Source organism: Pseudomonas sp. DF11 (assembly GCF_058148565.1).
Genome location: NZ_JBYVYN010000001.1, coordinates 284,207 through 296,313, shown reverse-complemented (window position 1 = coordinate 296,313; position 12,107 = coordinate 284,207). Strand labels below are relative to the sequence as shown.

Genomic DNA, 12,107 nt, shown 5'->3' with positions numbered 1-12,107 from the left:
GTCGTCATCGCAGGCCAATCAGGCTCCTTGCACGAACTCGTATGCCGCTATTACGCCGTCCAGGTATCGATGATCATTGCGCCTTCACGGCGCATCAGCAGGCGCAGGTCCATCACATCCAACGGGTTGATTGGGCGGATACCTTCGATCAAGGCTTTTTCGGTCTGGCCATACAGGGCTTGCAAGGCGAAGCGACAGGCGTACACCTCACCGCCTTCGGCCATGAATGCCTTGATCTGGTTGTTGACGGCCAAATGACCAGGGAAAGCTTCGGCGCCGAGGGTCGGAAAGCCTCGCTGTACGCCCAATTGGACGCCGGGTCCGTAGAGCAGGATTTTGGTTTCAAAGCCTTTGCGCAGCAGGCGTTTGGCTTGCAGCATGTTGACCAGGCCGATAGACCCTTCGAAGGCGATGGTGTGGAAGGTCAGCAGGGCTTTGGCGCCCGGTTCGGCTTTGACATCCTCGAAAACTTTCTCTTCGTAATTGACCAGAAAGTCGCCGTCTTGGTAATGGGCAATTTCCACGCTTGGCATGTCGTCGTCTCCGTTATGGTTGCTGTTATCGATGGCCGGGATCGGCTGATCGTTGCAAGGCATAGAGCGAAGGACGTGCCAATGTTTGATAGCTGGCTGTAGATGTTTTTATCTTTTTGAAAAATATAGCTATTTTATTTTTTAAGGTCTGTGTGAGATCACTCGGGGCCTGAGGAAAAGCTACGTAATTACGTAGAAATACGATTATTCGTAGTGGATTTAACGAGAGTTCGTATGGCTAGAGTGGCGGGGCGCCTATGCAGCCTAGATGTTCGCAAGGTGTGGTACTGGATATTTGGTATGGTTTTTTTAGAGCGATCTGGTCCTATCGAGACATTACGAACTTCCGTATAAATATGTTTCTTCGATACCTGATCGTTACGAGATTTCGTAGGCATGAGCGATATTGATTTCCTCAAAGGCTGGGCCGATCTGGCCTATTCCTCTCGGCATATGGTGTTCGAGCATTGCGCCGAAGCCATCGCCTTGCTCAACCCTTATGGCGACCGGTTCGGGGACTTGAACATTGCCACGTGTCAACTGTTGGGCTACCCCCGTCAGGAGCTGCTGGAGCTACCGGTCAGCAAGCTGTTCGGCCATCAGTTGGCGGACTTGATCGTCTTTACTCAGGCCGTGATGGACAAGGGCCGCAGTTGGACCGACGAGCTCAGTTGCAACTGCAAGAGCGGCGAGCGTATCGAACTCGAAATATCCGCCACGGTTCTCAAAATCAAAGGTGAGCAGCAACTGATTCTGGTGCTGCGGGAACAAAGCAAGCAACGCTACCAGCGCGACCAGGCGGAAACCGAGCGCACGATGCGGGGCGGCCTCATTGAGTGGCGCAACATCATGAACTTGTTCCAGGAAACTGAACGAGATAAGCAGTTGCTACTCAGTTCGGTGGGGGACGGTATCTACAGCATCGACAGTGAAGGGCTGGCCACCTTCGTCAATCCGGCCGGCGCCCGCATGCTGGGCTGGGCCCCCGAGGAGATGATCGGTAAAAACATCCACCGTATCCACCACCATACCCATGCCGATGGCAGTCACTATCCGGTAGAAGATTGTCCAATCTACAAAGCGGTGCATGACGGCCTGGTGCACGAGGGGCGACAGGAGGTGTTCTGGCGGCGAGATGGCAGCTCCTTTGCCGTCGAATTCACCAGCACGCCAGTGATCAGAGATAGCCGGATCGTCGGGGCTGTGGTGGTGTTTCGCGACATCACAGAGCGGCGCACGACAGAGTTGCAACTGCAAAACGCCCTGGCTGAATTACAGGCGCTGAAGCAGCGGCTTGAAGAGCAGAACGCCTATCTGCAGGAAGAGATTCATATCGAGCACAACTACCGCGACATCGTTGGTCAGAGCGAACCGATTCTGAAGATCGTCCGGCAGATAGACGTGGTCGGTCCGACCGACGCCAACGTGCTGATCCATGGTGACTCCGGCACGGGTAAAGAACTGATCGCCCGGGCCATTCACCAGGCCAGCAAGCGTCGGGAACAGCCGCTGATTCGAGTCAATTGCGCGGCGATTCCAGCGGAGCTGTTCGAAAGTGAGTTTTTTGGCCATTTGCGTGGCGCCTTCACCGGTGCTGTGCGCGACCGGATCGGTCGTTTCGAATTGGCCAACGGTGGAACCTTGTTTCTCGATGAGATTGGCGAGATTCCCCTGGAGCTGCAGAGCAAACTGCTGCGCGTGCTTCAGGAAGGACAATTCGAACGGGTAGGCGAAGAACGTACTCGCAGTGTAGATGTGCGCATCATTGCTGCCACCAATCGCGATTTACGCGCTGAAGTGCAGTCCAGGCGCTTTCGCGAAGACCTGTTTTTCCGGCTGAATGTCTTTCCTGTCCATTCGCCGAGTCTACGTGAGCGTCGCTCCGATATTCCCTTGCTGGCCTCGCATTTTCTCCAGCTTATCGGCGCGCGCTTGAATATGCCTGGACACCGCCTGAGCAAGGGTGACATGGCGCGCCTGCAGGCCTATGACTGGCCGGGCAATATCCGCGAACTGCAGAATGTCATCGAGCGCGCGTTGATTACCGCAACCGGCGCGGAATTGAACATCGACTTGCCCAATGCAGCGGCGTCCAGCCATGTCGACGTGGTCGAGGTCAATTCGCGAATCATGACCGAACAGGAATTGCGTACACTCGAACGGGATAACTTGTGTGCGGCAATGTCTGCCTGCGGTGGCAAGCTGTTTGGCAAGGACGGGGCTGCCGAGCTTCTGGGGATCAAGCCCACGACGCTGGCGTCGCGCCTGAAGAAGCTAGGTATCGTGACAGCCGTTTGAGAGTGGCCGCACAGGATAACCAGGTAGAATCTGAAATATATTGTTACGTGTAATGTATATTATGTTAAACGACAGGTCATGTCATAGATGTTCATGAGCTGTCTAAGCCACTGATTCGACAAACCCGCTTCTGGCGTCCACTCTCTCAACGGGCCATGTCACTGCATGTTCATGGCGACTCATTGCATGAGGTGGCTGCCGATTCAGAGTTGTCCTGTTTGATCACCACTCCCGCCCAGCAAAGCCGCCATGCACGCGCGCCGTACTATGAATGCGAGATCAGAGATGTCGTTTCCGCGCCGGAAGAACAATGGCCCGGCACTCACCGAAGCCGATCGAGCCAACCCCCTCACGTTCGCAGCGTGCTTTGAGGATGATCTCGTCGCCGTCCTCCAGGAAGATGCGCGTCTCACCGTTTGGCAGTGTAACCGGGTGCTTGCCTCCCTCGGTCATTTCAAGCAACGAACCCAGCGACTCCGGTGTTGGCCCCGATAGCGTTCCCGTGCCGAAAAAATCACCGGGATTGAGCTGGCATCCATTCACTGTGTGATGCGCGACCAACTGAGCGAATGTGAAGTACATGTTCAATGTGTTGCTGAGACTGAGACGAAACGGTGCAGCGTCCTCCTCCCTCATTCGAGAGGTGAGCATCAATACTTCGAGCTTGATATCGAAGGCACCGCTGTTTTGGTCTTCCTCGTCATACAAATAAGGTAATGGGCTGGGGTCCCCCAACGGTCTCAAAGGCTGGGCACAGCGGAATGGCTCCAATGCTTCAGCCATTACGACCCAAGGTGAAATGGTCGATGCGAAGCTTTTCGACAAGAATGGTCCCAGTGGCTGATATTCCCAAGCCTGGATGTCACGTGCCGACCAGTCATTGAGCAGGCATAGCCCGGCAATGTGCTCGCGTGCATCACGAATATCGATGGGCTCGCCCATCTCATTTCCGGACCCGATCCAAAGTCCGACTTCAAGCTCGTAGTCCAAGCGCCGGCTTGGCGAATAAATCGGCAGCTCGCTATCGGGGAGTTTGATCTGCCCGGATGGGCGCACGAACGCCTGGCCAGAGGCAATGATTGTCGAAGCACGGCCGTGGTAACCGATGGGTACGTGTTTGTAGTTGGGCATCAGCGGGCTGTCAGGTCGAAATAGCTTGCCCACGTTCTCGGCGTGATGGATGCCGACGTAGAAATCGGTGTAATCCTGAATACGGGCCGGCACGTGCAACTGGCAGTTGGAGGTCGGCACCAGCAGCGCCTCGCCGAGCCTCTGTTGTTCCTGAATCTGCGTCGAACCTTCAGCAAGCAGCGCCGTCAGACAATCGCGCAATGCTTTGCGCTCGTGCCTTGAGCGCGCGAAAAAACCGTTGAGAGAGCCGCCCACTGCCGCCGTTGCAACCTCCTCGGCTACACCGGTGAACAGGCCTGCCTGTAGCGCGACCTGAAGGTCGTAGATCTGATCACCGATCGCGACGCCCGTACGGCGTTTACCTCCGGCGACACTGAATACACCTAATGGCAGGTTGCCAATTGAAAAATCAGGATGGCCGTTGGCCGAGGATACCCAGCTATTCATGTGCATCTTTCTCCATAAAAAATCGTGTTTGAGAATGGGCGCAGCCGCCCTTCTCCATCCGGATTATGTTTTCGACCGGCGCGCTCGCAAGCGCCCGCCAATGCTGGCCATCAGATAGAGCAGTAAAATCCCTCCGGCAATACCCAGAGTGGCCGGAGCTCCAAATCGCGCGGCGACCAAGCCCGCCAACATCCCGCCTACCGCTTCAAATCCGAATCGCATGGCGATGTAGAACGCGACCACTCGCCCCCGAAGCGCACCTGGTGCACTGCTCTGCAGTTGCATATTCGTACTGACGTTGCTCAGCGTGATGCCGAAACCGAGTAACACCAAACCAGTAAGTGCCATCGGAAGGTTCGCGGCGAGGAACACTCCAAGCAGCGCGAGGCCGCACACCAGAGCGCCGCCCTCCATGAAGTATCGCAACCGTGACAGCGTTCCATTGAAAGCTAAAGCCAGGGTGGCCACGAAGGCACCGGCACCGGCGGCTCCCCATAACCAGCCGAGAATCCTGGCATCACCGGCATATACGGTCTTGGCGAGAATGGGTAAAAGCGAGGCATAGCAGGACGCCAGCAGGTTCACCATGATCACGCTGATCATCAGTTGACGGACGCTCACCGTATGCCAGAGGTAGGCCAGCCCCTCTCGAAAAACCTGAGAGGTGGAACCGCTCGCCTTGGGTGAGGCTGTTGCCCTGACCTTGATCAGCCCGAACATCAGCGCCAGATAGGCAAATGCTGTCAGAAGAAAACAGCCCGCTTCACTGGTCATCGCTATAAGAGTGCCCGCCAGAGGTGGACCTACAAATCTCGCCGCGTTGATCAACATCGCATTCAGCACTAACGCATTGGGCAAATCGGCCGGATCATCAACGAAGGTACCGATAAGGGACTGCCGCAACGGCGTCTCTACAGCATTCAGCAACCCCAGTAGCAATGCCATGCATGCAATGGAAGTCCCATCGATCCAGCTGAACTGAGTCATGACGGTGAGTGTAAGTGACTGGGTAATCAGCACCGTCTGGACGCCGATCAGTAATCGTCGTTTGTCATGCCGATCTATCCAGGCACCCGCAAGTGGTCCGATGAGGAGTTGAGGTGCGAGGGAGAGAAACGTGATCAGGCCGAGCAAGATGGCTGAGCCGGTGGTAGCACGTGCGCCGATGTTAGGCGGCACTCTGCGTGCCTTCGATGCGACTCAGGCCCGGGCGCTCCCCGGAGTGCGCAACGTGGTTCAGATCCCCAGCGGTATCGCGGTGATCGCTGATCACTACTGGGCGGCCAAGAGAGGTTGCGATGTGCTGCAGGTGGAATGGGAAGCTGCGAGCGGTGCCGTCATTCTCGACAGCGATCGGCAACGCGAGGATCTCGTCAGGCTGACCCATACCCCCGGACTGGTCGCGACACAGAACGGTGACGTCGAGACAGCCCAAAAGGCTGCGCATAAAGTGGTCGAGATGCAGTATTGCGTGCCCTACCTCGCGCACGCGGCCATGGAGCCGCTGAACTGCACGGTGAGGCTCAGTGCCGACGGTTGCGACATCTGGGTTGGTAGCCAGATGCAAACCTTCAATCAACGAACCGCCGCAAAAATCACCGGCCTGGCCCCGGAACAGATACGCATCCACACCACCTTCCTGGGCGGTGGTTTCGGCAGACGCGCCGTGCAGGACTTCGTGGCGGAGGCGGTACAGGTCGCCAAGGCCGCGGGAGTGCCGGTGAAAATCCTCTGGAGTTGCGAAAATGATATGCAGGGCGGCTATTACCGTTCAGCCTTCGCGCAACGTCTCAAGGTAGGCCTGGGTCGTGACGGCCGACCGCTGTCTTGGTCGCAGACCAGTGCCGGCCAGTCGATATTCCCCGATGCCGAGGGTATTCACCCGACATCAATCGAAGGGATGAGCGACTCACCCTACATCAAGCACACCCCTGCCTATCGAGTCGAAGCGCACTCGCCCCGCTCCAACGTTCCCGTGTGGTACTGGCGCTCGGTTGGACACAGCCATAATGCGTTTGTCATGGAAAGCGCGGTTGATGAACTGGCGCACGCAGCCGGTCAAGACCCATTGGCCTATCGACGCCTGCTGCTCAGGACTGAACCCCGTCACCTGGGGGGGCTGAACCTCGCCGCTGAACGCTTTGGCTGGGGGCGTAAGGCAGCGGCTGGTCGGGGCCAGGGTATTGCCGTGCACCAGTCCTTCGGAAGTTTCTGCGCTCAGGCGGTGGAGATATCCATTGAGCGTGACGAGATCCGTGTCCACCGTGTGGTCTGTGCGATCGATTGCGGAATCCCGGTCAACCCGGACAACATCAAGGCGCAGATGGAAGGCGCTATCGTCTTCGGACTGAGCGCGGCGCTGTTCGGGCAGATAAGTATCAAGGAGGGACGCGTCCAGCAGTCCAACTTCCACGATTATCGGGTACTGCGCATGAATGAGATGCCGCAGATCGAGGTGCATGTCCTCCCCAGCACCGAGGGGCCCGGCGGAGTGGGCGAACCGGCGACGCCGCCAGTGGCACCGGCGGTGGCCAATGCGCTGTTCGCCCTGACGGGCCAGCGCTTGCGAGAGTTGCCGTTACGCCTCTCAAGCCATGCATAAAGCAGAATCTGGAAAGCAGGCCCTGCTCTTCTCAGGTCAAGGGCCCGAAGCGCTGGGCATACAACCCGCTCACCCACTCGACAAAGACCTTCAACCTGGGGGAAAGCTGGCGATGATAGGGATACAGCACCGAGACCGGCAGTCCGGCGCTGGGCCAGTCGCCCAGGACCTCCACCAACTGCCCTGTTGCCAGGTATTGCTCCACGCGAAACCGCGGAACCTGGATCAGGCCACAACCGCTGAGCGCGCAACTCCTGTAGCACTCGGCATCATTCACCGATATCCAGCCACCCAGTTCCTGATCGACGACCTGGCCGTCGATGAGAAAACTGAAGGGATAACGAATGTCGTGATTACTGGCAAAAAATCCCACCGCCTGGTGCTCGCCTAGCTGTTCGGGGGATGTCGGTGTGCCGTGCTCCGCCAGATAGCCGGGACTTGCACAAACGACCTCCGGCATCAACGCCAGGCGCTTGGCTACCAGTGACGAATCGCGCGGGTTACCTGCACGCACTACGCAATCGACGCCTTCGCTCACCAAGTCCACCAGCCGATCACCACTGCTGATCGCCAGGTTGATTTCGGGATAGCGCTGATGGAAGTCCTGGATGTTCGGCAAGATGATCTGGGTCGCATGCGAGCCGTGCAGATCCAGGCGCAACGTGCCACGTGGATTTGCCAGTACCGTGCTGAGCGAAGACTCGGCATCTTCCAGATCCCCAAGAATACGCTTGCAACGCTCATAGAATGCCTGGCCATCCAGCGTTGGCCGAACCTGCCGCGTCGTACGCTCGAGCAGGCGTGCACCGAGCTGTCGTTCCAGCTCCTTGATAGCCAGGGTAGCAGTGGCTCGTGGGATGTTCAGGGCATTGGCGGCACGGGTGAAACTGCCCTGCTCGATGATACGGATGAAGAGTTGCAAGGCGTCGAATTTGTCCACCGTATAGCGCCCTATTGTTGGTGAGAGGTAAATAGTCTTGCCAGTTATTCCGCATTTATCCATCCCCTGGAAGCAATCAGAATTACTTTTGTGGTGAGGATGGTGCCTCGCTAAATGCCCAGGTCATTCGTGCCGGCGGTGGTTTCGCCTGAGGCGCGCCATGGCGGCGCACATGTCATTTCGAATCCGTCTTGTGAGAGGCAGCGATGAAGGCCAATCATTATCAAATCAGCATCCAGCCCTTGGATGAGCAGAGCGAGGGCGCTCCCCCTGCCCTGCAGTTCGAATTCGTCAACCATGACGACCTGTTGCATATCGTCGAGCTGCTCCAGGCTGGCCTGAGCTATGCACCTGCCTCGACCGCCGCGCTGGCGATCGGGGTGAAACTGTTCAGCGCGGTGATGCTGGCAAACCGTTACGATCCACTGTTCGCGGATATCGACCCGGCCATGCGGGCGTTCATTCGCAAGCTCAAGCAGCGAGTGTCAGCGGTTGGTCCGACGTCTGGAGCGACGCAGCCATGAAGCGTTTTCTAGCGGAACAAGGCAGGCATCTACGCAGGCTGGGCGCAACCACACTTTCCACCATCACAGCCTTTTTGTTCATGGCCAGCCCGGTCTCTTCGGCGATCGAACCCTACAGGGGTATCGCTTACGACGAACGCGTGGATCCGTCGCTGCACAAACGCAAATCCACCGGCGTCAGTACGCGAGCGATCGCCGAGGCCACCACCCACCTGCTGGATGGCTTGAGCGCGCCGCAGAGACAGCAGGCGAGTTTCGCGGTGGACAGTGAACAATGGCGGGTATGGAGCAACTTCCACCGCTCCAGTGGGCGCCTTGGCCTACGCCTGGGAGATCTGTCTGTGACCAGCCGCGCCGATGTCTTTGAGTTGCTGCGCCAGTCGCTCAGCGCCAAGGGACTGAAACTCAGCGAGGACATCATCAAGTTGAACCATGTGCTGGGCGTCATCACCGGCGACACCCGCAGTTTCAACGAGGACGAGTACTACTTGGCGCTGTTCGGCCGCCCTTCGGATAACGAACCCTGGGGGTTTCAGTTCGAAGGACACCATCTGGTCATCAACTACTTCATTCTCGGCGATCAAGTGGTGATGAGTCCGACTTTCTGGGGTTCAGAGCCCATGTACAGTCCGCCTGACGCGGCACTACCGCCACGTTATCAGGGGTTGTCCGTGCTAGAGGTTGAACGTAGTGGCGCCAAGGACTTTCTCGCCTCTCTGAACCCGGAGCAGGCTAAGAAGGCCCGCCTGCACGGCTGGCAGTCGTTCATCTCGGGAGCCGGCAACGACAATGCCAAGGTTCCACAAGAAGGCATACGCGGCAATGAGTTGCAGGGCAGCCAGCGTCAGGCGCTGGCCGCCCTGATCGAAAACTTTGTCGGCAATCTGCGTGAAGGCCACGCGGACATTGCCATGGATGGAGTCCGGGCACATCTCGACGACACATGGTTTGTCGCCCGGGAGCGTGATGATGGTCGAATCTACTATCGGATTTTCAGCCCTGTGATCCTCATCGAGTTCGACGAGATCCACGGTACATTCACCGATCATCAGCATGTACATGCGGTAGTGCGCACGCCCAATGGCAACGACTACGGCCAGAGCCTGTTGCGCCAGCACCTGGAGCAGCATCCGCACTGAAAGAGGTCACTCTCTACGGACAGTCGATGCCCGTTGCCTAGCCGTTTGTCGCGAAATATCACACACAGCTCAACGGGCACAGATTGATAAGAAATAGTTGAAAACCCGCCGGGCCGGGGACTTTCGCAGGTGCGCGAAATACTCAAGAATCTGCGCATACCCTGCCTGCACGGTTTATGGCACATGGAGTTTCCGATGGAGTCGTCCCCCCACATCATTGTTGTCGACGACCATCGCGATATCCGCGATCTGGTCGGCAAGTACCTCGGGCAACATGGTTATCGGATCAGCATGGCTGAAAGTTCGGCGGCGCTGCGAAGGTTGATGGAACGCAGTGCACCGGACCTGATTATTCTCGACGTCATGATGCCTGGAGAAGACGGGCTGACAGTCTGCCGCCAACTGCGTAGCAGCACCGACATCCCGATCATCTTCCTCACCGCGATGACCGAAGAGCTGGACCGCATCATCGGCTTGGAGCTGGGAGCGGACGATTACCTCTCCAAGCCCTTCAATCCCAGAGAGTTGCTGGCACGAATCAAGGCCGTGCTGCGCAGGGTCAACAGCCTGCCTCCGCAGCGCGGTATTTCCAAGTCGAAGGTGCTGCGTTTCGATCATTGGGTGCTCAATGTCGGCCGCCGGGAGTTGCTGGGAACCGATGGTGTCGCCATTCCTTTAAGCACTGCAGAGTTTCGGCTGCTGAACGTGTTTCTCGATCACTCGGGCATCGTGCTCAGTCGCGACCAGTTGCTGGATCTGACAGTTGGCCGTACCTCGGACTACTTTGACCGAAGCATCGATAACCAGGTCAGCCGTCTGCGCAAGAAAATCGAAGTCGATCCGCGCAACCCGGCCTTGATCAAAACACACTGGGGTGGAGGCTACAGCTTCACGGCCCAGATCGAGCGGGCATGATGGGTATCTGGCAACGCAGCCTCGCCGCGCGTTTCATCCTGTTGTTATTGCTGGCCCTGGCGCTGTCCCAAGGCGCGGGTTTCCTGATCTCCTGGGATGAGCGTTGGCAGGCACTGCGTAGCGCTGCCAAAAGCGAATTTTTCAGCCGCACCGCCTCACTGACACTCCTGCTGGAGAGCACACCGTCGGCGTTGCACAGCGATATCCTGAATGTCAGCGGGACCAACTACAGCCGGTTCTGGATCTCGACCGAAGCCCCCAGGGACGCCTCGTCCTGGTGGCAGGACGCCCGTGCGCAACTGCTCAAGCCATTACCCAACCGCACGGCGGCGCCGGGGGATGCCGAGGAACGGGAAGCATCAACAAAACTGACCGCAGTGCCTTCGCAGGCGATCGAATCAGGCTTGGTCTGGAGCCAACTGCCCTCCACCTCCTGGCCGCTCTCCCGTCCTGCCCTGTACCTGCCCCTGGAGGCCGCGAACGGATCAGGACTGGCCGTACGGCTCGCCGACGACGTCTGGCTGAATGCGGTGTATGCCAAATCGATACCCAATTCACCGCTGACCCTGCAATCGTTGTTGTCATTGGCGATCACCGCACTTGCACTCTCCCTGATAGCGATTGTGGTCGCGCGGGGCATTACCCGTCCGATGCGGCACCTGGCGGCGGCGGCCGAATTATTGGGGCGTGGCGAATCAGTTCCGCATCTGCCGGAGTCGGGCCCCGATGACATCCGGCAAACAGTAGAAGCCTTTAACCGCATGCAGGCACGTATCCAACGCTTCGTTGACGACCGGACCCGGATGCTGGCGGCCATCGGTCACGATTTGCGCACACCGATCACATCACTGCGCTTGCGCGCGGAGTTCGTCACCGACCCCGAGGTCCAGGAGAAAATGCTCGCGACCATCGAGGAGATCCGCAGCATGACCGAGGCTGCCATCGCCTATGCACGTGAAGAAGCGACGGTTGAAGCGACCCGTGCGGTAGATGTTTCGGCGCTGGTTGAAAGCCTGTGTGACGATCTTGCGGAGCTGGGTATGCAGGTCAGCTATATGGGCGGTCCGAAGATCATCTACCGCTGCCGACCCGACGCTCTGCGCAGAGCGCTGCGTAATCTCATCGAAAATGCCGTCAGGTATGGCGAACAGGCTCGGGTCAGTATCCACCACGCCATGGAAGGTATCGACATCATCATCGAGGATGACGGACCGGGCATTCCGAACCATGCCCGTGAACAAGTGTTCGCCCCGTTCTTCCGGCTGGAGGACTCCCGCAGTCGCGATACGGGAGGCATTGGCCTGGGCCTGTCCATCGCCCGGGCCATAGTGCGTCACCATGGAGGTGACATCAGCTTGAACAATCTGGATGCGGGCATGCGTGCCCTGATTAACCTTCCACTGACTCGCTAACCCCCTTCTTCTTTGCTCCAAGCACGGAGCAATGCCTCAGCGCTTGCGCAAAATGTCACCCAGGCCCCCTTCCCGACATTTTGCGACAAAGCGCCCTCCTCTCGACAAAATCTGCATACAAGCGCTGGGCAAGCTCTGAATCAGGCCCCGCCACCTGGCTGTCTAG

The 12,107-nt window shown here is 58.0% G+C and carries 10 protein-coding genes; 6 read left to right on the top strand and 4 right to left on the bottom strand.

What is annotated here, in order from left to right; translation table 11 throughout:
- Nucleotides 1–50 precede the first annotated feature (50 nt).
- A complete protein-coding gene (locus AC30D9_RS01160; RefSeq protein WP_134924389.1) occupies nucleotides 51–533 on the bottom strand; it encodes an MSMEG_0572/Sll0783 family nitrogen starvation response protein in 483 nt (160 codons plus the stop codon).
- A 396-nt stretch (nucleotides 534–929) separates the two neighbouring features.
- On the opposite strand from AC30D9_RS01160, the gene AC30D9_RS01155 reads away from it, so the two are divergent.
- Nucleotides 930–2,831 carry a sigma 54-interacting transcriptional regulator gene (locus AC30D9_RS01155; protein WP_307572267.1) on the top strand — a complete coding sequence of 634 codons (1,902 nt, stop codon included), beginning with the start codon at nucleotides 930–932 and terminating at the stop codon, nucleotides 2,829–2,831.
- 279 nt (nucleotides 2,832–3,110) lie between these two features.
- Here the strand turns inward: AC30D9_RS01155 and fahA are convergent, their stop codons facing one another.
- Together fahA and AC30D9_RS01145 are read right to left on the bottom strand one after the other, a co-directional pair.
- Entirely contained in the window at nucleotides 3,111–4,409 is a 1,299-nt protein-coding gene (gene fahA, locus AC30D9_RS01150) for a fumarylacetoacetase (protein WP_307572268.1), read from the bottom strand.
- 63 nt (nucleotides 4,410–4,472) lie between these two features.
- Nucleotides 4,473–5,588 carry an MFS transporter gene (locus AC30D9_RS01145; RefSeq protein WP_490143228.1) on the bottom strand — a complete coding sequence of 372 codons (1,116 nt, stop codon included), beginning with the start codon at nucleotides 5,586–5,588 and terminating at the stop codon, nucleotides 4,473–4,475.
- Here AC30D9_RS01145 and AC30D9_RS01140 point away from each other — a divergent pair.
- A complete protein-coding gene (locus tag AC30D9_RS01140; RefSeq protein ID WP_490143227.1) occupies nucleotides 5,575–7,011 on the top strand; it encodes a xanthine dehydrogenase family protein molybdopterin-binding subunit in 1,437 nt (478 codons plus the stop codon). The genes AC30D9_RS01145 and AC30D9_RS01140 overlap by 14 nt on opposite strands.
- Before the next feature lie 31 nt (nucleotides 7,012–7,042).
- Here AC30D9_RS01140 and AC30D9_RS01135 read toward each other — a convergent pair whose 3' ends face one another.
- Nucleotides 7,043–7,951, bottom strand: coding sequence for a LysR family transcriptional regulator (locus AC30D9_RS01135; RefSeq protein WP_176687856.1), 909 nt, complete (start codon nucleotides 7,949–7,951; stop codon nucleotides 7,043–7,045).
- Between the two features lie 206 nt (nucleotides 7,952–8,157).
- On the opposite strand from AC30D9_RS01135, the gene AC30D9_RS01130 reads away from it, so the two are divergent.
- The 4 genes from AC30D9_RS01130 (at nucleotide 8,158) to AC30D9_RS01115 (ending at nucleotide 11,941) form a co-directional block, all read left to right on the top strand.
- The gene (locus AC30D9_RS01130; protein WP_134924380.1) at nucleotides 8,158–8,475 is read left to right on the top strand and encodes a DUF3861 domain-containing protein; all 318 of its coding nucleotides are present in this window, start codon (nucleotides 8,158–8,160) and stop codon (nucleotides 8,473–8,475) included.
- Complete coding sequence (locus AC30D9_RS01125; RefSeq protein ID WP_490143226.1) at nucleotides 8,472–9,614, top strand: DUF3500 domain-containing protein; 1,143 nt, start codon at nucleotides 8,472–8,474, stop codon at nucleotides 9,612–9,614. The genes AC30D9_RS01130 and AC30D9_RS01125 overlap by 4 nt, the downstream gene beginning before the upstream one ends.
- A gap of 195 nt (nucleotides 9,615–9,809) precedes the next feature.
- Nucleotides 9,810–10,529, top strand: coding sequence for a response regulator (locus tag AC30D9_RS01120; protein WP_134926628.1), 720 nt, complete (start codon nucleotides 9,810–9,812; stop codon nucleotides 10,527–10,529).
- On the top strand, nucleotides 10,526–11,941 hold the full coding sequence (locus AC30D9_RS01115) for an ATP-binding protein (protein ID WP_490143225.1): 1,416 nt from the start codon (nucleotides 10,526–10,528) through the stop codon (nucleotides 11,939–11,941). Before AC30D9_RS01120 ends, AC30D9_RS01115 begins: the two co-directional genes overlap by 4 nt.
- The last annotated feature ends 166 nt before the right edge of the window (nucleotides 11,942–12,107 follow it).

Coding starts and splice junctions, on each gene's coding strand:
- AC30D9_RS01160 (WP_134924389.1), bottom strand. CDS start 533: ATGCCAAGCGTGGAAATTGCCCATTACCAAGACGGCGACTTTCTGGTC.
- AC30D9_RS01155 (WP_307572267.1), top strand. CDS start 930: ATGAGCGATATTGATTTCCTCAAAGGCTGGGCCGATCTGGCCTATTCC.
- AC30D9_RS01115 (WP_490143225.1), top strand. CDS start 10,526: ATGATGGGTATCTGGCAACGCAGCCTCGCCGCGCGTTTCATCCTGTTG.
- AC30D9_RS01140 (WP_490143227.1), top strand. CDS start 5,575: ATGTTAGGCGGCACTCTGCGTGCCTTCGATGCGACTCAGGCCCGGGCG.
- AC30D9_RS01125 (WP_490143226.1), top strand. CDS start 8,472: ATGAAGCGTTTTCTAGCGGAACAAGGCAGGCATCTACGCAGGCTGGGC.
- AC30D9_RS01120 (WP_134926628.1), top strand. CDS start 9,810: ATGGAGTCGTCCCCCCACATCATTGTTGTCGACGACCATCGCGATATC.
- fahA (WP_307572268.1), bottom strand. CDS start 4,409: ATGAATAGCTGGGTATCCTCGGCCAACGGCCATCCTGATTTTTCAATT.
- AC30D9_RS01130 (WP_134924380.1), top strand. CDS start 8,158: ATGAAGGCCAATCATTATCAAATCAGCATCCAGCCCTTGGATGAGCAG.